The organism is Geotalea toluenoxydans JCM 15764, assembly GCF_001311985.1.
GTDB classification, from domain to species: Bacteria; Desulfobacterota; Desulfuromonadia; order Geobacterales; family Geobacteraceae; genus Geotalea; species Geotalea toluenoxydans.
Map to the genome: position 1 here is coordinate 18,477 of NZ_BBCJ01000036.1, position 25,923 is coordinate 44,399.

Annotated in this window: 34 protein-coding genes and 3 pseudogenes; 36 read left to right on the forward strand and 1 reads right to left on the reverse strand. The window is 54.5% G+C overall.

Annotation, left to right across the window (positions count from 1 at the left end):
• Positions 1-15: 15 nt before the first annotated feature.
• From JCM15764_RS18510 to JCM15764_RS18560, 16 genes and pseudogenes are all read left to right on the forward strand, one after another.
• The gene (locus JCM15764_RS18510; RefSeq protein WP_279384551.1) at positions 16-984 is read left to right on the forward strand and encodes an aminotransferase class I/II-fold pyridoxal phosphate-dependent enzyme; all 969 of its coding nucleotides are present in this window, start codon (positions 16-18) and stop codon (positions 982-984) included.
• 35 nt (positions 985-1,019) lie between these two features.
• Complete coding sequence (locus JCM15764_RS30280; RefSeq protein WP_279384555.1) at positions 1,020-1,328, forward strand: PLP-dependent transferase; 309 nt, start codon at positions 1,020-1,022, stop codon at positions 1,326-1,328.
• Positions 1,329-1,330: 2 nt separating this feature from the next.
• Entirely contained in the window at positions 1,331-1,789 is a 459-nt protein-coding gene (locus JCM15764_RS30285) for a hypothetical protein (protein WP_243689401.1), read from the forward strand.
• On the forward strand, positions 1,704-2,813 hold the full coding sequence (locus JCM15764_RS18515; protein WP_243689402.1) for a nitrogenase component 1: 1,110 nt from the start codon (positions 1,704-1,706) through the stop codon (positions 2,811-2,813). Before JCM15764_RS30285 ends, JCM15764_RS18515 begins: the two co-directional genes overlap by 86 nt.
• 30 nt (positions 2,814-2,843) lie before the next feature.
• A pseudogene (locus JCM15764_RS27265) lies at positions 2,844-3,608 on the forward strand (nitrogenase component 1); the annotation flags it as partial.
• A gap of 158 nt (positions 3,609-3,766) precedes the next feature.
• Positions 3,767-4,111, forward strand: coding sequence for a nitrogenase component 1 (locus JCM15764_RS27270; RefSeq protein ID WP_279384552.1), 345 nt, complete (start codon positions 3,767-3,769; stop codon positions 4,109-4,111).
• 201 nt (positions 4,112-4,312) lie between these two features.
• Complete coding sequence (locus JCM15764_RS18525) at positions 4,313-4,807, forward strand: GNAT family N-acetyltransferase (protein ID WP_243689403.1); 495 nt, start codon at positions 4,313-4,315, stop codon at positions 4,805-4,807.
• A 21-nt stretch (positions 4,808-4,828) separates the two neighbouring features.
• The gene (locus JCM15764_RS30290) at positions 4,829-4,972 is read left to right on the forward strand and encodes a hypothetical protein (RefSeq protein WP_243689404.1); all 144 of its coding nucleotides are present in this window, start codon (positions 4,829-4,831) and stop codon (positions 4,970-4,972) included.
• 4 nt (positions 4,973-4,976) lie between these two features.
• A pseudogene (locus JCM15764_RS28855) lies at positions 4,977-5,595 on the forward strand (LysE family translocator).
• Positions 5,592-5,990, forward strand: coding sequence for an MGMT family protein (locus JCM15764_RS18535; protein WP_243689406.1), 399 nt, complete (start codon positions 5,592-5,594; stop codon positions 5,988-5,990). The pseudogene JCM15764_RS28855 and the gene JCM15764_RS18535 overlap by 4 nt, the downstream one beginning before the upstream one ends.
• 23 nt (positions 5,991-6,013) lie before the next feature.
• Positions 6,014-6,931, forward strand: coding sequence for a MalY/PatB family protein (locus tag JCM15764_RS18540; RefSeq protein ID WP_279384553.1), 918 nt, complete (start codon positions 6,014-6,016; stop codon positions 6,929-6,931).
• Positions 6,932-6,936: 5 nt separating this feature from the next.
• Positions 6,937-7,185: a hypothetical protein gene (locus JCM15764_RS30295; RefSeq protein WP_279384554.1), complete on the forward strand. Its 249-nt coding sequence runs from the start codon at positions 6,937-6,939 to the stop codon at positions 7,183-7,185.
• 164 nt (positions 7,186-7,349) lie between these two features.
• Positions 7,350-8,449, forward strand: a pseudogene (locus JCM15764_RS18545) (cysteine desulfurase family protein).
• A 29-nt stretch (positions 8,450-8,478) separates the two neighbouring features.
• A complete protein-coding gene (gene selD, locus JCM15764_RS18550; RefSeq protein ID WP_279384556.1) occupies positions 8,479-9,546 on the forward strand; it encodes a selenide, water dikinase SelD in 1,068 nt (355 codons plus the stop codon).
• A 105-nt stretch (positions 9,547-9,651) separates the two neighbouring features.
• Entirely contained in the window at positions 9,652-9,873 is a 222-nt protein-coding gene (locus JCM15764_RS18555) for a hypothetical protein (protein ID WP_054698333.1), read from the forward strand.
• Positions 9,874-9,881: 8 nt separating this feature from the next.
• Positions 9,882-10,433 carry a class I SAM-dependent methyltransferase gene (locus JCM15764_RS18560; RefSeq protein WP_054698335.1) on the forward strand — a complete coding sequence of 184 codons (552 nt, stop codon included), beginning with the start codon at positions 9,882-9,884 and terminating at the stop codon, positions 10,431-10,433.
• Positions 10,434-10,737: 304 nt separating this feature from the next.
• Here the strand turns inward: JCM15764_RS18560 and JCM15764_RS18565 are convergent, their stop codons facing one another.
• Positions 10,738-11,712, reverse strand: coding sequence for a sulfurtransferase (locus JCM15764_RS18565; RefSeq protein ID WP_054698337.1), 975 nt, complete (start codon positions 11,710-11,712; stop codon positions 10,738-10,740).
• 513 nt (positions 11,713-12,225) lie between these two features.
• Between JCM15764_RS18565 and JCM15764_RS18570 the strand changes: the two genes are divergently transcribed.
• The 20 genes from JCM15764_RS18570 to JCM15764_RS25150 all read left to right on the forward strand — a co-directional run bounded on the left by JCM15764_RS18570 (position 12,226) and on the right by JCM15764_RS25150 (position 25,865).
• Positions 12,226-13,161 (forward strand): helix-turn-helix domain-containing protein, encoded by a 936-nt coding sequence (locus tag JCM15764_RS18570; protein ID WP_054698339.1) that lies wholly within the window; start codon positions 12,226-12,228, stop codon positions 13,159-13,161.
• Positions 13,155-13,397, forward strand: a complete 243-nt coding sequence (locus tag JCM15764_RS18575; RefSeq protein ID WP_054698341.1) for a hypothetical protein — start codon at positions 13,155-13,157, stop codon at positions 13,395-13,397. Before JCM15764_RS18570 ends, JCM15764_RS18575 begins: the two co-directional genes overlap by 7 nt.
• Complete coding sequence (locus tag JCM15764_RS18580) at positions 13,390-13,752, forward strand: type II toxin-antitoxin system PemK/MazF family toxin (protein WP_243689407.1); 363 nt, start codon at positions 13,390-13,392, stop codon at positions 13,750-13,752. Before JCM15764_RS18575 ends, JCM15764_RS18580 begins: the two co-directional genes overlap by 8 nt.
• Positions 13,753-13,819: 67 nt before the next feature.
• On the forward strand, positions 13,820-14,026 hold the full coding sequence (locus JCM15764_RS18585) for a WGR domain-containing protein (protein WP_054698345.1): 207 nt from the start codon (positions 13,820-13,822) through the stop codon (positions 14,024-14,026).
• 214 nt (positions 14,027-14,240) lie between these two features.
• Complete coding sequence (locus JCM15764_RS18590) at positions 14,241-16,673, forward strand: hypothetical protein (RefSeq protein WP_243689408.1); 2,433 nt, start codon at positions 14,241-14,243, stop codon at positions 16,671-16,673.
• A 23-nt stretch (positions 16,674-16,696) separates the two neighbouring features.
• A complete protein-coding gene (locus tag JCM15764_RS18595) occupies positions 16,697-17,500 on the forward strand; it encodes a hypothetical protein (protein ID WP_369412378.1) in 804 nt (267 codons plus the stop codon).
• A gap of 127 nt (positions 17,501-17,627) precedes the next feature.
• The gene (locus JCM15764_RS18600) at positions 17,628-17,954 is read left to right on the forward strand and encodes a hypothetical protein (RefSeq protein WP_054698351.1); all 327 of its coding nucleotides are present in this window, start codon (positions 17,628-17,630) and stop codon (positions 17,952-17,954) included.
• Between the two features lie 362 nt (positions 17,955-18,316).
• The gene (locus JCM15764_RS18605; RefSeq protein WP_054698353.1) at positions 18,317-18,529 is read left to right on the forward strand and encodes a DUF6290 family protein; all 213 of its coding nucleotides are present in this window, start codon (positions 18,317-18,319) and stop codon (positions 18,527-18,529) included.
• Positions 18,513-18,857 carry a type II toxin-antitoxin system RelE family toxin gene (locus tag JCM15764_RS25145; RefSeq protein WP_243689409.1) on the forward strand — a complete coding sequence of 115 codons (345 nt, stop codon included), beginning with the start codon at positions 18,513-18,515 and terminating at the stop codon, positions 18,855-18,857. Before JCM15764_RS18605 ends, JCM15764_RS25145 begins: the two co-directional genes overlap by 17 nt.
• A 32-nt stretch (positions 18,858-18,889) precedes the next feature.
• The gene (locus JCM15764_RS18610; RefSeq protein ID WP_054698355.1) at positions 18,890-19,135 is read left to right on the forward strand and encodes an AbrB/MazE/SpoVT family DNA-binding domain-containing protein; all 246 of its coding nucleotides are present in this window, start codon (positions 18,890-18,892) and stop codon (positions 19,133-19,135) included.
• The gene (locus JCM15764_RS18615) at positions 19,132-19,530 is read left to right on the forward strand and encodes a type II toxin-antitoxin system death-on-curing family toxin (protein ID WP_243689410.1); all 399 of its coding nucleotides are present in this window, start codon (positions 19,132-19,134) and stop codon (positions 19,528-19,530) included. The genes JCM15764_RS18610 and JCM15764_RS18615 overlap by 4 nt, the downstream gene beginning before the upstream one ends.
• Before the next feature lie 15 nt (positions 19,531-19,545).
• Entirely contained in the window at positions 19,546-20,151 is a 606-nt protein-coding gene (locus JCM15764_RS30300; protein WP_439645336.1) for a CorA family divalent cation transporter, read from the forward strand.
• Entirely contained in the window at positions 20,070-20,585 is a 516-nt protein-coding gene (locus JCM15764_RS30305; RefSeq protein ID WP_439645337.1) for a CorA family divalent cation transporter, read from the forward strand. Before JCM15764_RS30300 ends, JCM15764_RS30305 begins: the two co-directional genes overlap by 82 nt.
• 237 nt (positions 20,586-20,822) lie before the next feature.
• Positions 20,823-21,650, forward strand: a complete 828-nt coding sequence (locus tag JCM15764_RS18625) for a PA4780 family RIO1-like protein kinase (RefSeq protein WP_054698359.1) — start codon at positions 20,823-20,825, stop codon at positions 21,648-21,650.
• Positions 21,651-21,770: 120 nt separating this feature from the next.
• Positions 21,771-22,175, forward strand: a complete 405-nt coding sequence (locus JCM15764_RS18630; protein ID WP_054698364.1) for an RrF2 family transcriptional regulator — start codon at positions 21,771-21,773, stop codon at positions 22,173-22,175.
• A gap of 184 nt (positions 22,176-22,359) precedes the next feature.
• Positions 22,360-23,145 carry an ATP-binding cassette domain-containing protein gene (locus tag JCM15764_RS18635; RefSeq protein WP_054698366.1) on the forward strand — a complete coding sequence of 262 codons (786 nt, stop codon included), beginning with the start codon at positions 22,360-22,362 and terminating at the stop codon, positions 23,143-23,145.
• A 207-nt stretch (positions 23,146-23,352) separates the two neighbouring features.
• On the forward strand, positions 23,353-23,862 hold the full coding sequence (locus JCM15764_RS18640; RefSeq protein ID WP_243689411.1) for a cobalamin biosynthesis protein: 510 nt from the start codon (positions 23,353-23,355) through the stop codon (positions 23,860-23,862).
• A 2-nt stretch (positions 23,863-23,864) separates the two neighbouring features.
• Entirely contained in the window at positions 23,865-25,019 is a 1,155-nt protein-coding gene (locus JCM15764_RS18645; RefSeq protein ID WP_054698368.1) for a cysteine desulfurase family protein, read from the forward strand.
• A 121-nt stretch (positions 25,020-25,140) separates the two neighbouring features.
• Positions 25,141-25,710: a (Fe-S)-binding protein gene (locus JCM15764_RS18650; RefSeq protein ID WP_243689412.1), complete on the forward strand. Its 570-nt coding sequence runs from the start codon at positions 25,141-25,143 to the stop codon at positions 25,708-25,710.
• Between the two features lie 14 nt (positions 25,711-25,724).
• The gene (locus tag JCM15764_RS25150) at positions 25,725-25,865 is read left to right on the forward strand and encodes a hypothetical protein (RefSeq protein ID WP_243689413.1); all 141 of its coding nucleotides are present in this window, start codon (positions 25,725-25,727) and stop codon (positions 25,863-25,865) included.
• Positions 25,866-25,923: the final 58 nt, after the last annotated feature.

Genomic DNA, 25,923 nt, shown 5'->3' on the forward strand with positions numbered 1-25,923 from the left:
AAGGAGTAACAGCCCATGGCTAACGGAGATTATAGTTTCGACACGGTGAAAGTGCGGGGAGGGTATGACCCGAAGGCTCACAACCTTGCGGTTTCGGTACCGATCTATCAGACGGCGTCCTTCGAGCTGGGGGACACGGAGCGGGTCGAGCGGCTGCTCCGCTTCAAAGAGCTTGGTTTCGTCTACACCCGGCTCGGCAACCCTACCGTGCAAGTGCTGGAGGAGCGGATCGCTGCACTGGACGGCGGCAGTGCCGCCATTGCGGTAGGGTCGGGGATGGCTGCAGTTACCTATGCCCTGTTCAACGTGGCGGAAGGGGGAGGGCGAATACTGACCACCCGCAACCTCTACGGCGGTACCGAGGACAGTTTCAAGAAGCTCTTTCCCACCTTCGGCATAGGCATTGACCAGGTTGATAATGCCGATGATGTCGATCAGTTTCGCCGGGGGATAAAACCGGAGACCAGGGCCATCTTCGTTGAGAGTATCAGCAACCCCAACGCCACGCTGCTGGATTTGGAGCGGATCGCTGCCGTGGCCCATGAAAACGGCATCCCGCTCATTGTCGACAATACCTTTGCTACCCCCTATCTCTTCAACCCCCTCAAGCATGGGGCGGATATCGTTGTATATTCGGCCACCAAGGCCTTGGGGGGGCACGGTAACACCATTGCCGGGGTTATTGTCGAAGGGGGCGCCTTCGACTGGGGGAACGGAAAGTTTCCCCAGTTTACCAAGCCCCACTACCTTTTGCGGGACGATACCGGTGTGGAGCGCAGTTTCCTGGAGATCACCTCCGAGTTCCCCTTTACCCTCCGGGTTCGCCTCAACTACCTGGTCTATTTCGGCGCCGTTCTGAGCCCGTTCGATGCCTATCTGATCCTGCAGGGGGTCGAAACCCTGTCGGAGCGGGTCCAGAAGCAGGTGACCAACACGGAAAAGATCATCCGTTATCTGGAATCGAAGGGCGAGGTTGCTGGATAAAACATCCCTCGGCAAAGGAAAGTCCCTATCGGGCACTGGCCGATCGATACTTTCCGAAAGGGGCAGGGTCCACCTTCACCTTCGGGTTCAAGGGGGATGAGGCGCAACGTGACGCCTTCATCAATTCTGTGAGGCTGTTCAGTTATCAGGCCAATGTGGGTGACAGCCGTTCCCTGATCATCAACTCCCCGAAAACCACCCATGGGGAATTGACGCCGGACGAGCTGGCGCTGGCAGATATCCCCCCCGAGACCATCCGGCTTTCCCTTGGGCTGGAGGACGCCAACGACTTGATTGCCGATCTTGAGCAGGCCTTTGCCCGGTCTCTCGGCGGGAAGGAGTGATCATGGCGGTACATCTGAACAATAGTGAAAGCGGCACCAGGGAAAACAGGCTCGGCTCTATCACCGCTTATCACGGGACCCTGCGCGACCTGAACACAAAGTCCGGGTGCGGCAGTCTTGGGGACAAGGGGCGCTGCTACAGCCAGGCAAGCCTCTGTAACGCCGCCTGCGCCCTGAGCCAGCTCAGCTTCATAACCGACGCCGCGGTGGTGCACCACGCTCCGGCAGGCTGCGCCGTTACCGCCATGCAGGTCAGCAATGCCAAGGATCAACTGGCGGAATCGCTCGGCCTTGATAATTCCCGCTCGGGCTATGTCTGCACCGACATGAACGATTCGGACGTCATTTTCGGCGCCACCGAACTTGAAGGACGTGGTGCGGGAGACCTGGAGCCGCTACAAACCATCAGCCATCTTCATCGGCGCCTCCTGCGTCAGCGGCATCATCGGCGAAGATCTTGAGAGTACGGCTGCCGAACTGATGGAAGAGTTGCCGGTGCCGGTCGCCCCTGTCCATTGCGAGGGTTTCAAGACCAAGATCTGGGCCTCGGGTTTCGACGGGGCCTATCATGCCATCCTTACCCATATCGTCAAGCCGCCGCAGAAAAAGACCAATACGGTCAACGTGATCAACTTTTTCGGCAGCGCCCGGAAGCAGATCACAGAGATTTTTGCCAATTTCGGCGTAGAGCCGCTTTTCCTTACCTCCAACACGACAATCGACCAACTCTCCCGGTTGGGGGAAGCGGCGGCTACCATAAGTACCTGCGGCACCCTGGGGACCTACCTGGGGGCAGGGCTGGAGGAGAAATATGGCGTCCCCTATGTGAAGTCGTTGCAGCCCCACGGCATCGCCGGGTTCGAGAGCTGGCTGCGGGGACTGGGGGAGGCTCTTGGGAAAGAGGCGGAAGTGGAAGCTTTTCTGGACAAGGAACGTTCCATTTACCTGCCATGGATCGATGCCATCCGCGCAAAACTCAAAGGGCTTAGGGCGGTGGTCGGCATGGGGCCCGGCTTCAACTTCAACACCTCCCGTGCCATCCAGGAACTGGGGATCGAGATTGCCCATGCTGCCGCTTGGCATTTCGACAAACAGTATGACGATGGCAAGGCGCCGGATGCCTTCACTTACCAGGTGGAGCATTCCCCCACCGACTACAGCCTGTCGGTGAATGATCTGCAGAACCACGAGCTGCTCAACATCCTCCAGCGGGAAAAGCCGGACATCTTCTTCTCCCGCCATGCCGGCTCCACGGTTTGGGCCATGAAGCTCGGCATTCCGGCCATTTGCGTCTACGACGAGTATGCCATCTTCGGCTACCGGGGGTTGTTGAATTTTGCCTCGTCAATCCATGATGTGGTGACCAACCGGAGTTTCACTGACAACCTGGCCGGCCGGGTGAGGCTCCCGTACACCGACTGGTGGTTCCGGCAGCGCACCGACCATTTTTATTCCAAGGAGAACGTAGATGACGAGAATAATTGACCAGCCAGGTATGTCTGTGCCCTGGGGGCGATGCAGACGGTCCAGGGTATTTACCGCGGGGTGCCTATCCTGCATGCCGGCCCTGGCTGCGCAGGGAAGCTGGCAGCGGGAATTGCCGGAAACAACGGCGATTCCGGCTACATCTCGCCTCAAGTATATCCCTGCACAAACGTATCCGAGACGGAGATCGTCTTCGGCGGCGAGGAGAATCTGCGGCAGACCATTGACAACGCGCTGAAAGTAATCGATGGCGATTTCTTTATCGTCCTGTCCGGCTGCACCACCGAGATCGTCGGCGATGATATCGCCACCGTGACCCGCGAGTTCGGCGATCGGGACAAGCCGGTCATTTTTGTGGAAACGGCCGGTTTCAAGGGAACCAACCTGGAAGGGCACGAGTGGGTAATCGACGCCATTATTGAGCAGTATCTGGCTAAAAAGCCGCCAGTCGAGAAGGTGAAGGGGCTGGTCAATATCTGGGGGCCGGTTCCTTCCTACGATCCTTTCTGGGTAGGAAACATCAGGGAACTGGAAGCGCTGGTTGCGGAACTGGGACTGACGCCCAACATCATTTTCGGTGAGTATCGAGGGATTGCCGAGATAGACAGGATTCCGGCGGCGGAATACAATCTTCTCGTGGCGCCGTGGGTCGGACTGAAGAACGTGAAGTCACTTCAAGAGAAATTCGGGACGCCGTACCTGCATTACCCGACCCTGCCCATCGGCGCCTTCGAAACCAGCAGGTTCCTGCGGGCAGTCGGTAAACTCGCTGGTGTGGATCCGTCGAAGGTCGAGGGGGTCATCGGCAGGCACGAGAGGGAATACTACTACCATATTGAACGAACCTCGGACGTCTTCCTGGAGAACCGCACCATGTCTCGTCGCTTTTCCACGGTGACCAACGCGGCCGATGCCCTGGCAATCTCCCGGTTCCTGGTGAACGACTTCGGTTGGTGCCGGACCGGCAGTACATCACCGACGGTACCCCGGCAGAGCATCGCGACGCTATTATCCAGCTGTTCAAGGAATTTCAGTACGGGATCGAGGCCGAGGTTGTCTTCTCGACGGACGGCTACCAGATCCACAACGATATCAGGAACAACGACTACTTCGGAGCGCCGCTCATCATCGGCAGCATCTATGAGAAGAAACTGGCCGAGGAATTAAACGGCAATTTTCTGGCGGTGTCGGTGCCGTTCAAAGAACGGCTGGTCCTGAGCAGTTCCTACGTGGGGTACCGCGGCGGCTTGAAATTGCTGGAAGATATCTATACCTATGTGCTCAAGCAATTCAATTGAGGTGTGGAAACACCGCTTGCAGCTGCATGCTGACCTGAAAACGGAGGCCATGGACTTTTCCCATGGTCTTTTTCATTTAAAAGGCCGGCACGGTATCGGGTTGGATGGGGAAATGGATGATTGTGTTTGTCTGAGCGTGGAAACATCTTGATGACTTAGAAAGTGCAGAACATGATCAACAGGGTTTCGATTAATGAGGGAGTGTCAGCCCATCTGGATGCCTGTCTTGCCATGGTACGCGATTCGGACCTGGGCCGGAATTATTTTCAAGATGAGGGACGACTTACCGGAATCATCGGTGAGGGGCTACTCAAAGGGGAGATACGGATAGCCTGCACCGCCGAAAATCCCTGTGCCGGATTTATCTGGTTTACCGGCGCCGGCATGTTTTACGGCTTTCCCTATATCAAGCTTCTTGCCGTTAATCCCGCCTGCCGTTCAGATGGCATCGGCTCTTTTTTACTTCAGTATGTGGAGGACCTCCTCCGGCAGCGGCAAGCCCGAAAGGTATTCTTGACGGTGGCAGAATTCAACCTGCGGGCGAAACGTTTGTATGAAAGGTTAGGCTATGGAGAAGTGGCGCTCATTTCCGATCTCTATATCGCCGGATATGCCGAACATGTGATGATGAAACAACTGGATGAGGTCCCTCGGCCAAAGGATCTTCTCTCGGAGGTAGGACATGCCATTGCATAATCTGAAATGTACGGCGCCTTTTTGTGCTATGATTTGGACTCGAAGGAGAGACCGAAACCAGACCCCGACGGCATCCTGAAACTTGCTGTTCTCTGGGATTCACCGCCTGAAGGTCTGGTCATGGTGGGGGATTACCAGTTGGCTGAAGAGTTCCAGGGGGACTGAAAAGATGTTCGAGATTCACAACTATATCGGCTTTATCACAGCCATTCTCCTCTTTCAGCTGGTTCCCGGCCCCGGAACTGTGGCTATTCTCAATGCAACTGCACGCAGTGGCCGGCGTGGCGGCATGGGTGCGGTTCTTGGTACATTAGCCGGCGATCTGGTTTATATGGTGGCTGCGGTTTCGGGATTGGCGGCCTTATTGACGGCCAGTCCTGTGCTCTTCTCGGTGGTACGCCTGGCAGGTATTGCGTATCTATGCCGCTTTGGCTGGACACTTCTACGTTCCACCACAACCAGCAATGTTCAGGAGACCTGTTCCGTGCCAGTGTACGGCGCTCCTTTCATCAGCCTTTGTCGTCGGACTCACCAATCCAAAGGTCATTGTCTTTTTCATGTCCTTTTTCCCACTCTTTATGACCTCAACAACCAGGCCGGTGACCCTGGTGATCATGATGGTCCATGTCAGTGCGCTCTGCCTTGTATATCAGACGTTGCTCGTTCTGGTCGGCGATCAGGTGGCTAAACGCCTTTCGCCCATGCCGCAGGTTCGGCTTCATGCCACACGCCTGGCAGGGGCGGCTTTGATCGTCTTCGGTATCAAATTGGCCCTGGAGTCCGATTGAAAAGCCCCAACAGCTATCGCCATATTTACAGTATTGTGTCCTGCATCCCCAAGGGGCGCGTGGCAACCTACGGACAGATTGCACAGCTGGCAGGGATACCGGGAGGCGCGAGGCTTGTGGGATACGCATTGAGTATCCTTGCTGACAGGTCAATTCCGTGGCACCGCGTCGTCAATGCCAGGGGGGCAATCAGCCACGCTCAGGCAGTGTTACTGCAGGTGACGTTCAGAGGCTTCGTCTTGAGGCGGAAGGGGTGCAGTTCGACAGGCAAGGTCGAATCGTACTTTCCAGGTATCAGTGGCGGCAACAACACGGAGCCAGACAAATTGCTTGATAGAAGCCTTCTTAACATCATTCAACCTCTCTCCGCAGGGTTAACTCCGTGGGGAACGTAACCATGAAGCACAAAAGGACAAGCATGAGCACACTACACTTTGATTTCGACAGGGTCATCGACCGCCGCCATACCGGCAGCGAAAAATGGGACAGGTACGCAGGACGGGACATCATTCCCCTCTGGGTTGCAGATATGGATTTCCGCTCGCCACCGGCGGTGATCGAGGCACTGCACGAGCGGGTCGAGCATGGTATTTTCGGCTATACCCATCCCCCGGCAGAGTTGGTTGAGGCCGTACAGGCATCGCTACTGGCCGACTACGACTGGGCGGTGGAGGCAGAATGGATCGTCTGGCTGCCGGGGCTGGTTTGCGGGCTCAATGTGCTCAGTCTTGCCGTTGGCGAACCGGGTGACCAGGTAATTACCTTCATACCGGTTTATCCGCCATTCATGTCTGCTCCCGGGCTCACCGGACGGACACTGGTCAAGGTTCCCCTCAAGCTGGAAGATGATCGCTGGCAGATGGATCTGCCTGGCTTGGAACTGGCCATAACTCCGCGTACCAGATTATTGCTCCTCTGTTCGCCACACAACCCGGTGGGACGTTCCTGGTCCAGGGAGGAACTGGCGGCAATTGCCCAGGTGGCTAAACGTCACAATCTCATCATCGGTTCCGATGACATCCACGCCGGGCTGGTGCTGGATGAGGACAAACGGCATATCCCCATCGCCACCCTGTCTCCGGAAACGGCACGGCGCACCATTACCCTGCTGGCGCCGAGCAAAACCTACAACATTCCAGGTCTCGGTTGTTCCTTTGCCGTCATCTCCGATCCAGGTTTGCGCCGCGCCTTCCGCAGCGCCAAGGGCCGCATTGTCCCCCATGTGAACACCCTGGGCTATACGGCGGCGCTGGCCGCCTACCGCCATGGGGAAGAATGGCGCCAGCAGCTGCTGGATTACCTGCGAGGCAACCGGATCTGCTTACCACAGAGATAAATTCCATGCCCGGCCTGACCATGACCCATGTGGAAGCCACCTATCTTGCCTGGATAGATGCACGTGGAACTGGCATAGAGGACCCGGCCGCGTTCTTTGAAGAGGCGGGGGTAGGTCTCTCCGATGGCGCCGATTTTGGCGCCCCCGGTTTTGTCAGGCTCAATTTCGGCTGCAGCAGAACTCTGCTGCTGGAGCTCTGGGCCGGATGCGTCAGGCCTTGTCGCAAGATGTGTCATCAAGAAGTAAAATCGTGAGGTAAACAACAGGTGCCGTGGCTGCTGTCTGCCTCTTCTCCTGCTGCTGATTGATAAATCCGATCAATATTCAGATTAGTATTGATAATATCAATATAATGCTTGCAAGATAGGTTTGTAGCTGCTATAAAACTATCAAATCGATAGATTAACGGAGGCGCTCAATGGAACCCATTTATCTTGATTACAACGCCACCACCCCCGTGGACCCATTGGTGGTCGAGGAACTCTTGCCCTACCTTCGGGAGGGGTTCGGCAATCCCTCCAGCAGCCACCCCTATGGCAAAAAGGCGAAGGAGGGGGTCGAGACGGCCAGGAAACGGGTTGCCGGGCTTTTGGGCTGCGATCCCGCCGAGATTGTTTTTACCAGCGGCGGCACCGAGGCCAACAATCAGGCATTGATCGGCACTGCCATGGCCAACAGGGAAAAGGGAAACCACATCATCACCACTGCCATCGAACATCCGGCAGTGCTTAATCCCTTACGCTGGCTGGAAGGGCAGGGCTTTGCCGTCACCTACCTGCCGGTGGACGGGTACGGCCTTGTTGATCCGCAAGCGGTTCGGCAGGCAATTAACAACAAGACCATCCTCATCAGCGTCATGCACGCCAACAATGAAGTGGGAACCATCCAGCCGCTGGCCGAGATCGGCGCCATTGCCCGTGAGCACGACATCCTGCTGCACACGGATGCAGCCCAGTCGGTGGGGAAGATACCTACCAGGGTGGACGAGCTGCGGGTCGATCTCCTTTCCATTGCCGGTCACAAGCTCTATGCCCCAAGGGGATAGGGGCGCTGTATGTGAGGCGGGGGGTGAAGATCGATTCCTATCTTCATGGAGCCGGGCATGAAGGCGGTCGCCGCGCCGGTACCGAAAATGTTCCTTACATGGCTGCCCTGGGCAAAGCTGCGGAACTGGCTGCCGAGCACCTGGCAACGGAGAGCGAACGCATCCTATCCTTGCGTGAGCGGTTCCATGGACGGCTCGAAGAACTGGTGGGCGATGTGCTTCTCAACGGGCACCCCACCTCCCGCCTTCCCAATACCCTCAATGTCAGCTTTGCCGGGGTAAATGGCGCCGATCTTCTGGCCCGTACCCCCGAAATTGCCGCTTCCACCGGTTCCGCCTGCCATGACGGCAGCTGCGAACTGTCCGGGGTCTCAAGGCCATGGGCCTTTCGCCGGAACAGGGATTCGGCGCCGTCCGCTTCAGTCTGGGACGTCTCACTACTATCGAAGAGCTGGACCGGGCGGCGGAGATAGTTGCCGCGAGGGTAAAGGAACTGCGGGGCATTCGCGGCGGGGTCTCCCACAACCATGTCCAGACCGGCCTTTCGGCCCTTGCCTCTTGCGCCGGCTGAGCGGCAAAACTCAGTCCTCAGGACCTGGCTCACGTGCTGAGTCAGCTACCCAGCAGCACCGATCCCAATGTGCTTATCGGCACCAAAACCGCCGATGATGCCGCCGTTTATCGGCTGAGCGACACCCTGGCCATTGTTGAAACTGTCGATTACTTTACGCCGGTGGTGGACGATCCCTACACCTTCGGCCAGATCACCGCCGCCAATTCCCTTTCCGACATCTACGCCATGGGGGCAACGCCGCTCTTTGCCCTCAATATCGCCGGTTTTCCGTCTGACACGCTGCCCCTGGATGTCCTGGCGAAGATCCTCCAGGGAGGGGCGGACAAAGCAGCGGAGGCCGGCATCAGCATCATCGGCGGCCACACCATCAAGGATGCGGAGCCAAAGTACGGTATGGCGGTTACCGGCGTGATCCACCCGGACAAGGTTATCAGCAATGCCGGCGCCAGACCCGGGGACCGCCTTATCCTCACCAAACCCCTCGGCATCGGCATCATTACCACGGCCATGAAGCAGGGCAAGGTTTCGGCTGCTACCATCGCCGCGGCAACAGAGATAATGGCAACCCTGAACAAGGGGGCGGCAGAGGCAATGGCAACGGTTGATGCCCACGCCTGCACCGATGTTACCGGCTTCGGCTTTCTCGGCCATCTCTCGGAAATGGTGCGGGGAAGCGGCGTTGGCGCCGTGATCAACCTGGCACAAGTGCCGGTGCTGGAGGAGACCTGGTCCTTGGTGCGGCAGGGACTTGCACCAGGGGGGAGCAGACGTAATCTGGAGTTTCTTCGGGAACGGCTGTTGCCGGGAGCTGGGGTGAACGAAGAAGCCCTGCTGGTGCTGGCAGATGCCCAGACTTCGGGCGGGTTGCTTATCGCCGTATCCGCTGCCGATGCCGAGCGCCTGAAGGAAGAACTGGCAAGGCGGAATGTGCCGGTGGTGGCGGAAGTCGGAGAGATAATCGATGACCCGGACAGCCGGATCAGGATCGAAGCGTGAAAAAACCTGGTTAGCCACCAATGACACGAATTTACACGAATTTTTGTACCAATTTATTGCTGCGAGATTCGTGGCTAAAGGCTCTTGCCAGATGAAGGGTTTGCTATGGATTATGAATTGATAAAAGCTTCCGTGCAACAACAGTTCAACCGGGTGGCCCATCATTATCTGAATGACAGCCCCATGGCCGAGGCCGGACTGCTTGACCTGATCATCCAGGCTGCAGAGCCGCGTTCGGAGCATCTTTCCCTTGATATTGCCTGTGGCGCCGGTTTGCTTGCCTGCCGGTTCGCCCCCTTGGTTTCAAAGCGACCGGTGTCGATCTGAGCCGGTCAATGCTGGCCGAGGCGGAAAAGGAGGCCCAGCGCCAGGGCCTTGCCAACACCGCCTTCGATCAGGCCGACAGCGAATCTTTGCCCTTTCTCGATAATACGTTCCACATTGTCACCTGCAAGCTGGCCCTGCACTATTTTCCCAACCCCCATCGTGCTATCCATGAAATGAAGCGGGTTGCGAGACCCGGCGGACGCATCATCCTTGTTGACCGGGTTGCCGCCGAAGACTCCCAGGCACGGGACCTGCACAACCGCATCGAAAAGCTGCGGACCCCAAGCAAGGTGAAGGTCTATGCCCCATCGGAGATTCAATCGCTGCTCGAAGGGGAGGGGCTGGCGGTGCGAGGCATCCGCCATTACGAGCAGTATCAGGATGTGGACCAATGGCTGGAGACGACCGGGGCACCCCCAGTAAATCAAAAGCTGGCCAGCGATCTGATTGTGCAATCCATCGAAGGCGACGCTGCAGGCCTGAAGCTTTTCCGGCAAAACGGCCGCCTGATGATGACCCACAGCACCGCTGTTTTCATCGCCGAGCGGTCCAGCCCGTAGGGGCCGCCCCCGCATGCTTTCGGTTCCTGGTCATCCCGAAAACTGTTGAACTTCTAAGGAGTGGGGAGTATTTAATAAGGACTTAATGATGTAGGGGTGTGATGATGGTTGCATGAGATGACAAGCCGTTTCCATTGATAAGGAAGCGGCTTTGTACTATTTTCCCCCGCATTTTTCCCCCGGCGCTGCACATCGGTCTTGATGATGACGAAGCGGGGCACGTCGGGATAACGGGCAGCGGTTTCCTCAACTGATGATAGTCTGTGTGTTTTTGTTGAAGCGAGTGGCATATTGGATTCCTCTCTCACTGTGCCGATTTTGCTTGGCTGGCAAGCCCTGACAGACCGTTGGCGATGGGCAGTGCAGGGTCTTTTGACCAGCCGATCCATGAGCTGTCATAATTATGCAGCTTCTCCAGGGGCCAACCGGAAAGGTAGAGGGCAAAAATGGCCTGGGTGGAGCGTACTCCTGACTGGCAGTAGAAGTACTGCTCCTTGCTGCGGTCGTAGCCCAGTTTCTTCAAGATCGGCTGTATCTCTGCTGCCGTCAACCACTCCGCCCGGTTCTGTTTCTTTTTGAAGAGGGCCCAGTCGCTATGGATGCTGCCCGGTATCCGCCCTGCCCGGTAGGCTCCTTTTTTTAATTCGTCGCCGGTAAACTCCTTTATATCCCGGTTGTCCCACAGCTGCGCTTTTCTTGTGTCTTGCTGGATGGCTACGACATCGGGCGTATCCACTCGAAATGACGGTATGGATACCTTGGCGACTAAATTTCCCTGACGACTAGGATTGGCTGGAGCCAAAATGTCTATGGGATAACCAGCCTTCTTCCATGCCTTGCTGCCGCCGTCCAGCACCCGGACATCACCTTTGCCGTAATAGGTGAACGCCCACCAGAGACGGGTTGCGTCGTATTTGCTGTCGTAGATAACTATCTTGCTGTCGCGGTTTATGCCCAGCTTTTGGACCAGTTTCGTGAATCCTGTCGCATCGATAATGTTGCCCGTTATTCCGTTCTGGGTTTCCGGTGGCGCCTCAATCTCGGGCCGGTCTACCTGGTAGGAACCGGGGATATGGCCAAGCCGATACTCGACGCTGTTCTCTGCGGCTAAAATAACCAGCTTCGTGTCCTTGGCGTCGATCAACTGCTTCAGTTCCTGCACGGTGATAAGCGCAATGCCGCGCGGGTAGCCTTTGTAGCCAGTGTCGTTGGCAAAGGAGCACGTAACCGCTGCCAGCAATGACGTAATCGTCAGCAGGGTAAGTAGGGATTTGTGCATAAGTTGAATCTCCTTTAAAAGAAAAAGGCCAGACGGAAAAGGGGCTCACATGCCCGCGTTTCGTCTGGCCTCCAGTGTTTCTGGTCAGCCTTGAAATTGTCCACCGATAATCACGGCTTTTGATAGTTTTAATTTAGCAATACTTTATAGCGCCTGTCAAGAATTATATTCCTATTGTCTATAGAAATAGTAGATTATACTCTTAAGCATCTCTAGTTGCCCTTCTCGCTGCAATCAAGAAATCCTGTTGACCTTCAATGGAGGAGGGAGTAATTAATAAGATCTTAATTATTTTAGAGGTAGTGATGATGGTTGAATGAGATGACAAAACCGTTGAAGCCGTTGAGCATGGCGGTATTGAACGGTGGCATGTGTGTCGGATGGAGAAAGTAGAGGATGTTGGCAACGGCAGGGCCGAGCCCCTTGATGCGACAGTCTATGTCTTCTGGTTGACAAAAATAATAAAATCAACTATTGTTGTCAACCAGGAAGTATAAATAAGCAGGAGACTGTATGTTTTCTACAAAATTGAAACAGCTACGCCTTGCCCGGGGATTGACACTCGACGGTCTGGCCGAAAAGATGGGCGGGATTGTGACGAAGCAGGCACTTTCCAAGTACGAGAAAGGGCTTACTTCTCCGACGCCTGCCGTTCTGACAAAGCTTGCTGACGCACTCTCCGTCAAGTCGGCCGAGCTTTTCAGGGAGAGCAGATATAACGTCGAACTCGTCGCATACCGGAAGCGTGCCACGCTCCTGAAGCGAGACCAGGAGGAGATCGAAAGCCTCGTCAGGGAGTCGTTGGATGAACGGCTACGCCTGCAGTCCCTGGTCCAGGAGGATGGCAGGTTGAACCTCCCTGTTCGGAAGTTCAAGGTCGAGCGGCTTGAGGATGCCGAGACGGCCGCAATGGAACTGAGAAAGAAGTGGAATCTTGGTGAGGCCCCTGTTGCGGATGTTATTGCCCTTCTTGAAGATCGGCTGATCCATGTGTTCGAGGTCGAAGGGGTAAGTGAAAAATTCGACGGCATTTCGGCTCTTGCTTACGATCAGGAGGGTGGGATCAAAGGGGCTGCTGTTGTCAGCAGGAAGCTGGTGGCCGGCGAGCGGCAGCGGCTGAATATAGTGCATGAACTCGGTCATGTGGTTCTTGACATAGCCGAGGATGTAGACGAGGAAAAGGCAGCATTCCGTTTCGCCGGGGCATTTCTCGCCCCAGCGGCTGTCATGTACCGCGAGGTGGGGAAAAGCAGGACCTCCATTCAGCTCAGGGAACTTCTCCTTCTCAAGAAACTTTTCGGGATGAGTATTCAGGCGCTTCTGTTCCGCCTGCGCGACCTGAAGATCATCAACGATTCGGCCTATAAGTGGTCATGCATTCAGGTAAATCGGATGAACATGAGACTGAGGGAACCGGGCGAGCTGCCGCGCGAAGAGCCGCAGTGCTGAAACGGAACGTCCTGAGGGCGGTTTCGGAAGGGGTACTTCCCCGTGACGAGGCGGAGCGGTTGATTGGAGAGCCACTTGAGGAGGAGCACCGGCAGTTTCTGGATCGGCGGGCGTTTATGAGACTTCCGGTTGAGGAGCGCCGAAAGATCCTCGAAGAGCAGGCGAAGGCACTGCAGGAGCACTATGAAGAGCTGGCGGAACGCGAGGAGCCGGGCGGAGGTGACTTCCTTGACTAGTAGAACTCTCCCGCCGTGCCGCGGCGACATTTGGCTCGTCAATCTCGACCCCACCATCGGCGCCGAAATCAAGAAAACCCGCCCCGCCGTCATTATCTCCTCCGACGCCGCAGGCAAACTACCTATCAAACTCATCGTCCCCATCACCGATTGGAAAGATGCTTTCCTCGGCAATCTCTGGCATGTACGTATAGATCCGGATTCCAGGAACGGCTTGTCGAAGACCTCTGCAGCAGATGCGCTCCAGGTGCGGGGTGTCGATCAGCGGCGGCTGGTGAAGAGATTGGGAAGGCTGAGCGCGCAGGAAGTGGAGGATGTTTCGGCGGCTATTGCGATGGTAGTGGAGTATGCATAGGGGAGTAGACGCGACATATTATGTCGTGTATGTCTGGTAACATGCGGTCGGAGGAATTGCTTTGTCGATGCTGGAGCGAACCATTCCAGAAGAGAAGCAGTACCAGTTTACTGGACCAGGACACGTTTATCTGGAGCTTATCGATCTAACACGCAACAGCAAAAAGTGGTATTCCATTGAGCTTCTTCAAGATCAGGATGGATTTGCTATCCGCAGGTCATGGGGCCGAATCGGAAAGCACCATCAGACCTTAAACACGATCATGTCTCATTGAAGAGTGCGCTCAAGGAAGCTAACTTAAAGTGCTGAGAGAAGCTGCAAAAGGGCTATACACAGAAAGAACGCCCAGCGAGGCCGGAAATACATGGTTGGTCGCAGGGTGTTCTTGAGTTTTTGATTTTATTTTCCTTCCGCTGTAAATTAGAGAGTTGACGCTTTCATCCTATTCGAGGTCAGGCCATAGAGCTTCTTGAGGTTTTGCATTTACGATGGAAAATCTGTTTGAACGAACAACAATAGTAAACGCTGCGCCGGTCGGTGCCTTGGCAACGTCAGGTGGGACAGCAATAAATACAATTCAGCATTATTATACTGGATTTGCCCCTGAGATGCTGCATAGACCAATCGAGACAGTACTGGAACAGTTTCGTAAGGGCAACAAGGATGTGGCAAAAGGGCAGCTTAAGATTCTGCGTGATATGGGAGGGCAGGACCCAAAAGTACTACCCGCGTTAGACGTCGTCTCGATCTTCCTTAATCTATTGGACGTTGACGAGACAGCAAAAGTCAGACAGCAACTTACAACATTTCTCGCTCAGCAACCGGTCACTGAGACCCCATCTCTGCTGACGGATTTATGCACTTCTGCGCTTCTTAGAGTTGCATGTAGGGAGGTAGATGCGGAAGCCGCACGTGTTGTGTGGAATTCTCTGAAATCTCCTGGGCCACATACTAAAGAGACTTTTCTTGCCCTCATAGCCACTGTTGACGAACTTGAGGATGTTAGGAGTAGAGGCCTCTTATTGACAGCCGGAGAGTTGCGAGGTGCCGTTGAAGGCGCTATCCGGTTGGGTAACTATGAAATTGCAGGTGCTGCAGCAAAGGGCCTTTTGGAGGTTGATGAAGGGACAACAACACGTTTCCTTGCTTTGTCGGCTAAAGCTGGGCTAGCTGAATCTGAATTTAAGAATAAGCACTTCTGGTCAATCACTGCTTCTCTTCATGATGACCTGATGCTTATGGCGAAAGAGACCAGCGAGCTGCTGTTATTAGAGCCATTGCCAGATTCACGACTACCACAATTGGCGGCCAAATTGTTCGTATACTTGCGTGGTGGCTCTGAAGACCTTGCAGAAGCGTGTCGGAAGAAAATAGACTTGATCCAGGCCGTTCATCCTGAATGTGCTTCGCTACTCCGTTTCCAGCATCAAAAAGACTGCTCTGGGTTTAGCGAGTTCGGGCAGAAGATCGTGAAAGCTGAGACAGATGAGGCATTTCGCAATCAGTACATCAATAATCTGATCTGCGAATCAAGCTTATCCATGGATGACGCTATATTTCTAAAGCACCATGCCGCGCCAGAGGTGTTGAAAAATTGGTTGGGTGGTGGAGGTAGGTGCATCGAAAAGGACGAACTCGCCAAGGATTTGATTACACTACATCTGCTTATTCGGTCGCTGGACCCTATTAAGGATATTACTGGTCGTCGGGAGCTCAGAAGCCATTGTCAGGAGTTCTTCACCCGGCATGGCCAAGACTTGGCGCGTCTGAATGCAGACCCTATTCTCGAGATTGCAGGTCAGCTGAATGCCTTGGATTTGCCACTGGAAGCTGCAAGGTTCTTGGAGCCACTTCTACCTAACGGCGATTACTGGCCGTCCCCCATATTTAGGTGCTACTTAGACTCATTGGTTCGTGCAGAAAAAAACGCAACTCTTGCGGCAGTCCTAGTCAAAATTCCGGATCGTTTCTGGAATAGGTGGTTATGGCAGCTGAAAGCACGGCTTGAATTTTTTCTTGCCAATTATGCAGAAGCTGAGAGTTCCCTTCAGAAAGGGGCGGCTTTTGGTATCACCCCTCAGTTAGCAGTAGGGCTTATTGATGTCATGAAGAAGCTGGGGAACGAGAGCGGAATCCCGGGTGTATTGTCCCAAGTTCCAGACACCGCTTTGGCCCTAGGTGATCAGTATTCTCAGCGATTGATAGTGGAGATGTTCAAGAACGGCCTTGAGGATAGAGCTACAAGCTTCGTGCTTGAATGTTTCATCGCAGGTCCAGATTTAAGTGCCGTTGCCATAACTGACATCTTTAACACTCTTTTCTATAGAGATGAACCACTACGTCTTGGAGTATTCAGCGGTGAGGCGGTGGTTAAAGGTGTCAGATACTCCGATGGGAAGTCAATATTGACAAAATTGATCTTGGCGCCGGAACAAGCACGGGGGCAATATTTTGTTAGCTCATCCTCGCCCCTTGGGGAACGGCTGCTTAAGGTGACTGTCGGTGAAACTTTCAAGGAGGGAATTGTAAGTTACAAACTAGAGGAGAGCCTACCAGCTATTGTCGCAGCTTACCAGATATCTCTTCACATCAGGGATGCAATGAACGAAGGCACTGATTGCTTCCACATGTTTCATGCCCCTGAAAATCCACATGATTTGCTCCAGCAATTACTAGAGATCAGTTCGACAAATAGGAACCAACGTCGTGAAATTCTAGAGCATGAATCACTGCCACTTATGTTTAAAGGCCACATGCTTCGTAAGGGCAATCCCGTTGATGCTGCACTTAGTGTCTTGTCCGATTCAGAGGCAAAAAGGCATCCTATGCCGGATTACGCCTCAGAAGAAGATTACCAGGCTGTGGTCATTGATGTGTATGGAGTAATATATCTGGCGATCACTGGCTTAACTACAGGTTAATAGCAGCCAAGACGGAAATAATCATTTCTGCTGAAACAGAAGCTTACCTTAAGCAGTGGTTGTCCGGACGGCAGCGGAGTGAGGGAGGGATGCTGGCAACTTTCCCGAACGGAAAGCCGCTCCTTTATACGATGGATCACGTCAGGCGCAGGACCGAACATATCGCCGAACAGATAATATTACTACTTGATGCAGCCCAAATCACGGCGCCCTCTTTGGCAGATCTGCAACCAGAGATGCTCGACTGGCGTGACTGCTTTGATTCCTCAGTTCTTTCTATAATACGTGTAGCCCAAACAAGAAATATCCCGTGGTTATGCATAGACTTCCAGATGGCCAAAGTTGCCGATAGCTTGGGATGTCCTGTTATCAAGAATTGCCTCCACTTGCTGATGAAGATAAGCGATTTGACACCGTTTAGCAGCAGGAAATACGGTATCTACCGACACGCTATCGACAAGCTCCCTTTTCCCTTGCGCCTTCTAGATTTTCACGACCTCAGCCGTGATGAAGAAGCAGGTTCAGCAGTAGTCTTATCTGCGTTGCTGCGACAGTACCCAAATGCATTTGACAATACACAGCATCGACTCGAGATGCTCGTCGACTTGTTTTTGCCAGTGCTGGCCAATAGTTGGGTTAGGCTCGGAAACTTTTATAATGTTAATGATGTAGCTTTTCCGAGTGAGGTGGAAAAAGTTGCTAATGCATGTTTTTACATCGCTTCACGTGGGGGGAATTCTACTGCGGAAATCAACTTTGCGGTCTTTCTGCATAAAATGATTTCATCACTTACTCTTTTAGCCCCTATTTCCAAAAAGGACCAGTAACTGTTATTTTGGGTCTCGCCAGTGGATTTTTGACAGGACATTTCATGAGCATTGACGTCGTCAACAGACATTTAATCGAGCTTAGAAAGGACAATTGACTATAGTTAATAACAACAGGAGGATTGATATGGCAGAAGATAAAAGCAATATAACTACTATTACGAACTCTGGCACAATTGGAGCAATAGCAGTTGGCACAGGTGCAATTGCGGTTGAGGCTGGTGGGTCAGTCTCTGTTACAGCCGCCCTTGATGCACAATTCGCTGCCTTAGAGAAACTTGTCGAACAACATCAATCGGCAGCAGGACTCAAAGCTTTGGTGGAGGAAGCTATAAGACTGTCGAAGTCAGGCAATCCCGCAGCCAGCAAACCGATCTGGGACGAAATAGCTCTCTATGGAGGGGCAATTGGGTCTTTGGTAGGGGGTATTGCTGGGACACTGGCCCTCTTGTGAATGAATCTGCCATTGGTACAGGTGGCATAATCGGCCGCTATTCGCTTAGGCCAAGAAAATGGGGACATAACGGACACATTACGCATTTCCTGAGTTGAAGGGGGCGAGAGGCAGGACTTGAAATATAATCCGCTGGAGCCGCAAGTTGAACGAAATTTGTCCTTCATTTACCGGTAGACCCTTTGAATTTGGGGACATCATATGGGACAACTTACTTAACTTTGGAAATTCTGGAAGGTTGTATTCAGCGTGTGCGTTGATGGTGGAATAAGCTACCCTTCAGATTTACAAAGTCATGATCTCCGCTGGTTGACCTCCTCTTGGGTCTATGTTATACAATGTAATACAAAAGGAGGTGGCCCATGCTTACAATACGTCTCGAAAAAGAGCTGGAAGAGCAGATCGATCTGCTTGCCAAGGTAAAGCGAAGCAACCGTAGCACGGTTGTGCGGGAGGCGGTGATCCGCTATCTGGAGGATAACGAAGATCTTGAGTTGGCCAAACAGGCTTTGACTGAGACAAAGGGCAGCCGGTCACTGAAAGAACTGAGGCGGGATCTTGACCTGGACCGTTGAGATCAGCGACGTGGCTGAGAAGCAGCTGCGCCGGCTCGACCGCCCGGTACAGAAACGCCTTCTCGACTGGCTCGACGACCGTATCGAGGGGTGCAAGAACCCCCGGCACTTCGGCGAGCCCTTACGTGGCGATTTATCTGGCCTCTGGCGCTATCGGGTGGGTGATTATCGCATTATCTGCGAGATTCAGGATGACCAGTTAGTAGTACTTGCTCTGGCAGTTGGACACCGGCGGGAAGTCTATCGGCCTGAATCTTCTCTACCATTATCGCCCCTGCTTCCACGAATCCACCAAACCCCTTGCCTCTCACCTTACCACCCGTTATAATCCTGTTATAACGAAAACCATGGGAGCATCGTATGCGTCGAAAGATTTGCGCCATAGGCAACAGCCGGGGGGTGTCGCTTCCCATCGAGGCCCTGGAGAAGCTGAAACTGGCGGTGGGATCGGAAGTGGATGTGCAAGTGGACGAAGAACATGGCCGGATTGTCATCGAGCCGGTGAAACCGGTTTCCTATGTGGAAGGGGTGGATGAAACCTTCGCCTTGCAGGTCAATGATTTCATCGAGCAGTACAAACCGGCGTTGAAAAAGCTCGCCGAATGATGAAATGCCTGACGCCACAACAGATACTCTTCATCCACTACCGGCTTATCGAGACGACCGGCGGCAGTCATGGGGTCCGTGATCTGGGCCTCTTACAAGCTGCTGCAGCAAGGCCGCAGGCGGCCTTTGACGGTGGAGACCTCTATCCGGACATTTTTGCCAAGGCAGCGGCACTAATGGAGTCCATAGTCAGAAATCACCCTTTCGTGGACGGCAACAAGCGGGCGGGGATTACCGCTGCGGGGCTATTGCTTCAGTTCAACGGATTCCGTCTCCAGACAACCCAGGATGAGCTATATCGCTTTACCATGGCCATGGCTGCCGGTAAGGCTGGTGCCAAGGAAGCGGAAGACTGGTTACGCAGCCGGGCGCGCGAGGATAATCGTGATAATTGAACGAGGCAATAGGCAATGACGAAAAAAATCAAGAGATCGATCAAAAGCGGCCTGCCCCCCGGCACCCTTGTCCACATTGGCGAAAAGAGCGACCGGGAAATCAAGATCACCGTTATGGATTACCATGCCGGAGGCTGTGAGGAAAAGGAGATAAAGGCACTTAAGGAATGCTTCTATTACTCCGATACCTCCATGGTCAGCTGGATAGATGTGGAGGGACTCCACGAAGTGGAGATTGTCCGGCAGGTGGGGGATTGCCAGGGGCTCCATCCGCTGGTCCTTGAGGACATCCTCAACACCAACCAGCGGCCAAAGGTGGAGGATTATGGCGACTACCTCTACATCGTCCTGAAAATGCTATACACCGGGGAAGATGGAAGAACCGTCACCGAACAGGTGAGCCTGGTTCTTGGCAGCAACTTTCTCATTTCTTTTCAGGAGGGAATGAAGGGGGATGTTTTCAACCCCATCAGGGAGCGTCTTCGCAGCGGTAAAGGCAGGATCAGGGAGTTGGGGGCGGACTACCTGGCTTATGCCTCATGGATGCCATTGTCGACAACTATTTCGTGGTCCTGGAACGGGTGGGGGAGCGGATCGAGGAACTGGAGGACGCGGTGGTGACCACCCCGCGCCCCGAAACGGTGCGGGAAATCCACCAGCTGAAACGGGAGGTGATTCTCCTGCGCAAGGCGGTCTGGCCCCTGCGCGAGGTAATTGGTGCCCTTGAACGCCGGGAATCAAGGCTTATCAGCGAGACGGTCGTCGTCTACCTGCGCGACCTCTATGACCATACCATCCAGGTGATCGATACTATCGAAGCGAGCCGCGACATGCTGGCAGGCATGCTGGATGTCTATCTCTCCAGCATCAGCAACCGCATGAACGAAGTCATGAAGTTCCTCACTATCATCGGCACCATCTTCATCCCTCTCACCTTCATCGCCGGACTCTATGGCATGAATTTCCAGAATATGCGAACTGCACTGGCAGTGGGGGTATTATGCCTGCCTGTTCCTGATGACCATAGTGGCTGTTTTTCTCCTCTTATATTTTAAAAGGAAGCGGTGGTTGTAGCCTTCCAAGCACTGTCTACTGTCCTGATAGACTGCAAGGGGGACATGTGGTATAGTCAGCCATCGATTGCTGCATGGTATATCACCTCACGTCCACTCGATCCTGACTATGCCTTATCAATACCTTGGGAACTGCCCAGACCATTGAACGCCACAATAACGAAACGAGCAGGGGAGCCGCCGAAAGTGGCTCACTTGTGTTGAGGAAATAACACTTATATGAAAATACCCGAAAAATTCGAAATACTGGTTACTAACGGCCTTGTGGACGAGGTTGTCTGTCAGTTGATGAGCGGCAAGGAAGCGGATGTTTATGTCGTACGCTCCAAGGGAGAGCTTCGCTGCGCAAAGGTGTACAAGGACGCGGGGAGCCGGAGCTTCAGCAAACAGGCCGTGTACCAGGAAGGTCGCAAGGTGAGGAACAGCCGCCAGGCGCGTGCCATAGTGAAAAACACCAGGTATGGCCGAAAAGAGCAGGAGGATGCCTGGCAGAATGCAGAGGTGAATGCGCTGCAGCGCCTTGCCTCCGTTGGGGTTCGCGTGCCGCAAGTATTCAGTTGTGTCGGTGGAATTCTGCTGATGGAGCTGATTGTGGACGATAGCGGCAACACCGCACCGAGGCTCAACGATGTAAAGCTGACCGGACCCCAGGCCCGCGAATTCCACAGTGTGCTGATCTCGCAGATCGTTCTTATGCTCTGCGCAGGGCTCGTCCACGGCGACCTGTCCGAGTACAACGTGCTCGTCGACAGCAACGGTCCAGTTATCATTGATCTGCCACAGGCCATCGATGCCGCGGGGAACAACAATGCAGCAGGTATGTTGCAGCGGGACGTGGACAACATGGCCGCCTACTTCGGCCGTTTCGCACCAGAACTTCTGACCACGGACTACGGCAGGGAGATCTGGAAACTTTACTCTACCGGGGAGCTTTCTCCCCATGTGGTCCTTACCGGCCATTATGAGCAGAGCACTATTCCGGCCGATGTGGGTGGTGTCATGGGGGATGTGGAAGCAGTGCGGCGTTGGCATGAGCGCCACCTGTGAATTCACATCTTTAGTGTCCCTTGGATCTATTGCAGCAGGTGAAGACGATATTAACTTTCCCTTGACATGAAAGAGCTCTTAATTTACTATTCCTATAAATTTAGTCATAAAAGGTCTTCAGTGAAATTAACCTCCCGCAGCGAATACGCTCTTCTTGCACTCATATACCTGGCCCGTAACGGCGGTGACAATCTTATCCCTGTCCAGACCATCGCCGCAGCACAGGGAATTCCACCAAAATTTCTCGAACAGATCCTGCTGATCCTGAAGCGGGCCAAATTTCTCCGCAGTCTGCGGGGCCAGGCAGGGGGCTATGCCCTGGCCAGACCTGCCAACCAGATCCATCTTGCCGAGGTGATCAGGCTCTTTGATGGGGCGCTGGCTCCCACGGAATCGGTCAGTGTCTACTTTTACGAGTCGACCCCCATTGAGAAAGAGCAGAAACTCATTTCCGTATTCAAGGATATCCGAGACTACATTGCAGATAAGTTGGAGAATACCACCCTGGCGGACGTGAGCGAATGAAACGGTTCTTTTTTGCCCTGGCTGTGTCAATCAGCGGGCTTGCTTGTGCGGCATACAGATGTACGCCTCCGCGCAATCCCGTGATGTCCTTGCCGGAACAAAAATCCTCGTTTCAGAAGGTAAAAAGAGCTGGATTTTTTTGTTCATTAATACGACAAAACCGGTAGGAAAAGGAGGAAAAGCAATGGTAACAAGTATTACGATTATCGGCGGCAAAGGCAAGAATGGAGCGGCAGAGGCGGTAGAGAGGCTGGAGCTGAAGATGGGGGATGTGGTCAGCATTGTCGGCCCGACCGGATCGGGGAAGACCACGTTGATAAATGACCTGGAGCTGTTTGCCGATGGCAGCACGCCCACGGGCCGCAGGGTGCTCATCAACGGCGCCTTGCCTGAGGCTGAATATCGCTATGATCCTTCCCGCAATCCTATTGCCCTGATTACCCAGCACACCACCTTTCTCTCCGATCTTCCCGTAAAGGAATTTCTCAGTACCCATGCCCGTATCCGCAGTACGGACGGCATAGAGGGAGAGCAGATCGTTGCCGAAACCCTGGACTTTGCCAACCAGCTGACCGGCGAAGCCATTGCCCTGGACAGCCGCATGACCGAGCTTTCCGGCGGTCAGACCCGCGCCCTGCTCATTGCCGATGCCACCATCATCTGCAATACCCCCATCGTTCTTCTGGATGAGGTGGAAAATGCCGGCATCCACCGTACCCGCGCCCTGGAGCTGCTGCGCCAGTACCGCAAGATCTTCATCTTCGTCACCCACGATCCCCGCATTGCCCTGTTATCGGACTATCGCATCGTCATGGAAAAGGGAACGATGACAAAAGTGCTGCATACCGACGAACAGGAACAGCGACTTTCCCACCAGGTAAGCCGCCTGGACGATATTCTGTCTGCTTTGCGTGAGAAGATGCGGCTTGGCGAAAATCTGGGTGGATTGGAACTGGAGGGATTGGCATGAAACTGGTCATCTGTGCAGGGCCGGCCACCACCGGCAAAACTTCCGTACTACGGCACATGGTTCGTAAGATCCTTGCCGGTGGACGCAAGGCGCATTCCTGAAGATCGACGTTCAGTATGCCGATGAGGATCTGGCCTTTGCCGGAGAGTTCGGCATTCCCACGCGCAAGGTTTACTCGGGGGAACTCTGCCTGACCATTGCAACGTCATGGTGCTGGGTGACGCCCTGCAGTGGGCGAGGAAGGAAGGATGCCAGGTGCTGCTGGTGGAGACGGCGGGGCTGTGTCTGCGTTGTTCACCATATGTGGAAGGGGCTCTGGGCATGATCGTCCTTGAGGCGACCAGCGGCATGAACCTGCCGCTCAAGGTGGGGCCGATGCTTTCATTGGCGGACATTGCCGTGGTGACAAAGATCGACAGGGTCTCCCAGGCTGAGCGGGAGGTTTTCCGCGCTCGCATCCAGGATGTGGCGCCTCTGGTAAAGATACGTGAAGTTCATGCCCTGCATGGCATCGGTATCGATCCGCTCCTGGATTATCTGGATCAGAGCCCGGATGTGCTCTTCAACGGCGATCACACCCCGCAGCGTATGCTGCTCCGTGGCAATCCGCCGGTGGGGACCTGCACCATCTGTGTCGGCAAGAAAGAAATCGGCTGGCAGTCCCACTTTGGCGTGGTCCGGCCCCTGGAAAACCAGACCTTCTATCGCGGGGAATGATCATGTCAACACGGATCTATTTCGACAACTCAGCCACCACACCGCTGGATCCGAGGGTACGGGAGGCGATGCTTCCTTTTCTGGACAACATCTTCGGCAACCCATCCAGCATGCACCTGGATGGGCTGGAGGCACGCCAGGCCGTTGAATATGCCCGTGGGCAACTTGCTGATCTTATAGGTGCCGGTACCGATGAGATCGTCTTTACCGCAAGCGGCACCGAGGCTTCCAATCTGGCCCTTGCCGGCTTTACCAGGGCTCAGCCCCCTGGCTGTCACATTATCACGACGGCTATCGAACATCCGGCGGTGCTTATGGCTTGTCGGGCGTTGGAACGTTCCGGTGTCGCAATTACCCGGCTCCCGGTGGGAGGCGATGGCATCGTCGATCCGGCAGCCCTTGCGGTAGCACTGCGGCCCACTACCCGACTGGTATCGGTGATGGCTGCCAATAACGTGGTGGGGACCTTGCAACCCATTGCGGAATTGGCACTCATTACCCGCAACCATGGGGCGGTATTCCACTGTGATGCGGTGCAGGCGGTGGGGAAGATTCCTCTGGATATGAGGACGCTGCCGGTGGATCTGCTCTCCCTTTCCGCCCACAAGTTCCATGGTCCCAAGGGGGTAGGGGCTCTGTACATCCGAAAAGGAGTCAGGCTTTCGCCCCTTATCCACGGAGGCGGTCAGGAAAAGGGTTTGCGCTCGGCAACGGAGAATGTCGCCGGCATTGCCGGCCTGGGTGCGGCAGCAGCCATCGCCGCAAATGGCATGTCGGCAGAAACGGCCAGACTGGTTTGTTTGCGTGACCGCCTTCTGGATCGCCTTCTTCAGCGCATCCCCCAGGCCTACCTAATCGGCCACCGCTACCGGCGCCTGCCCGGGCATCTCTGTCTCGGGATAGACGGCAGGGAAGGGGAGACCATCAAGCTCCTCATGGCTTTGGACGATGCGGGCATTGCTGTTTCCACCGGCAGCGCCTGCAGCGCCAGCCATGGCAGTGAGCCTTCATACATTCTGTCGGCCATGGGCTACGACCAGCTGCGGGCACGCGGTTCGCTACGTATAACCCTTGGCCGATTCAATACAGAGAAGGAAGTGGATCGTTTTATTGATGTCTTTGCTGCACAAATAATTAACAAACCTGAAAAGCGGTAACCACGAATGACACGAATAAACACGAATTTTTGAAACCTTGAGGTTTTGCTCTTCATTGGTGGCCATTCGTGCGATTCGTGGTTAATAAAACTTGTATTAATAGGGTAAAGGAGCATCAACAATGAGTGAATCAGCAAGAATGATAGATATAAACGATCTTCCCGGCTTGAACTGTGGGGTCTGCGGTTTTCGTCTCTGCGAGGAATTTGCTGCCAGATTGAAAACCGACCCCGGCCTTCTGCCTCGCTGCATCCATCTTTCCACCAATATCCATGCAGGTTCCGATTATTCCGAACAGCAGAGACCTGCCCCTTCAGGCTGCGGCGGCTGCTTGGGTGTCGAGAGCAGCATAACCACAGCAGTCCATCAGGACGACGCCCAGTGGACCGATTCCCTGGGGCGGGAATTCGATTTCTACCTGGAACATTTTCCCGAAGAGCCGGGACCCAGGGAAATCATCATTCCCCACAACCCGATCATTACCCGGGAGATGGAGATTGCCCCCGGCGACATCCTCATCGGCCGCCCCCTGGGCATGTCCTGCGGATGCCCCATCACCCACTGCGGAGTGGTCAAGGAAGTTGACCTGCGCACCGGCGTCATCGTCTGGTGCGTGACCGGGCCACTGACCCCAAGGGAAAAAGGCTTCAAGGATATGGCTATTACATCGCCGAAGGGTACGAGGGGCTGATTGCCAAAAGCAGGGTGGACCCCAAGATCGGCATGCGTTATTACTTCCAGCCCAGCATGTGCATGCTCCAGTGGCGTCACAGCGGCCTGGTCAATTACCTGAACCGTACGGAGAGCGGGCTGCAGGTCAGGGTAGAAGGGCTGTGGATTGGCTGAGGCATGGCTGTCAGCGGCATTGCAGTTCAAGTGTCAGCTGTATTTGCCTGCTAGGAGT

What these genes read in the sequence shown, in the direction of transcription:
- JCM15764_RS18510 (WP_279384551.1), top strand. Translation starts at nt 16, where the DNA reads ATGGCTAACGGAGATTATAGTTTCGACACGGTGAAAGTGCGGGGAGGG.
- JCM15764_RS30285 (WP_243689401.1), top strand. Translation starts at nt 1,331, where the DNA reads ATGGCGGTACATCTGAACAATAGTGAAAGCGGCACCAGGGAAAACAGG.
- JCM15764_RS18540 (WP_279384553.1), top strand. Translation starts at nt 6,014, where the DNA reads ATGAGCACACTACACTTTGATTTCGACAGGGTCATCGACCGCCGCCAT.
- JCM15764_RS30295 (WP_279384554.1), top strand. Translation starts at nt 6,937, where the DNA reads ATGCCCGGCCTGACCATGACCCATGTGGAAGCCACCTATCTTGCCTGG.
- JCM15764_RS18555 (WP_054698333.1), top strand. Translation starts at nt 9,652, where the DNA reads ATGGATTATGAATTGATAAAAGCTTCCGTGCAACAACAGTTCAACCGG.
- JCM15764_RS18560 (WP_054698335.1), top strand. Translation starts at nt 9,882, where the DNA reads ATGCTGGCCGAGGCGGAAAAGGAGGCCCAGCGCCAGGGCCTTGCCAAC.
- JCM15764_RS18565 (WP_054698337.1), bottom strand. Translation starts at nt 11,712, where the DNA reads ATGCACAAATCCCTACTTACCCTGCTGACGATTACGTCATTGCTGGCA.
- JCM15764_RS18570 (WP_054698339.1), top strand. Translation starts at nt 12,226, where the DNA reads ATGTTTTCTACAAAATTGAAACAGCTACGCCTTGCCCGGGGATTGACA.
- JCM15764_RS18585 (WP_054698345.1), top strand. Translation starts at nt 13,820, where the DNA reads ATGCTGGAGCGAACCATTCCAGAAGAGAAGCAGTACCAGTTTACTGGA.
- JCM15764_RS18590 (WP_243689408.1), top strand. Translation starts at nt 14,241, where the DNA reads ATGGAAAATCTGTTTGAACGAACAACAATAGTAAACGCTGCGCCGGTC.
- JCM15764_RS18600 (WP_054698351.1), top strand. Translation starts at nt 17,628, where the DNA reads ATGGCAGAAGATAAAAGCAATATAACTACTATTACGAACTCTGGCACA.
- JCM15764_RS18605 (WP_054698353.1), top strand. Translation starts at nt 18,317, where the DNA reads ATGCTTACAATACGTCTCGAAAAAGAGCTGGAAGAGCAGATCGATCTG.
- JCM15764_RS18610 (WP_054698355.1), top strand. Translation starts at nt 18,890, where the DNA reads ATGCGTCGAAAGATTTGCGCCATAGGCAACAGCCGGGGGGTGTCGCTT.
- JCM15764_RS18615 (WP_243689410.1), top strand. Translation starts at nt 19,132, where the DNA reads ATGATGAAATGCCTGACGCCACAACAGATACTCTTCATCCACTACCGG.
- JCM15764_RS30300 (WP_439645336.1), top strand. Translation starts at nt 19,546, where the DNA reads ATGACGAAAAAAATCAAGAGATCGATCAAAAGCGGCCTGCCCCCCGGC.
- JCM15764_RS30305 (WP_439645337.1), top strand. Translation starts at nt 20,070, where the DNA reads ATGGATGCCATTGTCGACAACTATTTCGTGGTCCTGGAACGGGTGGGG.
- JCM15764_RS18625 (WP_054698359.1), top strand. Translation starts at nt 20,823, where the DNA reads ATGAAAATACCCGAAAAATTCGAAATACTGGTTACTAACGGCCTTGTG.
- JCM15764_RS18635 (WP_054698366.1), top strand. Translation starts at nt 22,360, where the DNA reads ATGGTAACAAGTATTACGATTATCGGCGGCAAAGGCAAGAATGGAGCG.
- JCM15764_RS18640 (WP_243689411.1), top strand. Translation starts at nt 23,353, where the DNA reads ATGGTGCTGGGTGACGCCCTGCAGTGGGCGAGGAAGGAAGGATGCCAG.
- JCM15764_RS18645 (WP_054698368.1), top strand. Translation starts at nt 23,865, where the DNA reads ATGTCAACACGGATCTATTTCGACAACTCAGCCACCACACCGCTGGAT.
- JCM15764_RS18650 (WP_243689412.1), top strand. Translation starts at nt 25,141, where the DNA reads ATGAGTGAATCAGCAAGAATGATAGATATAAACGATCTTCCCGGCTTG.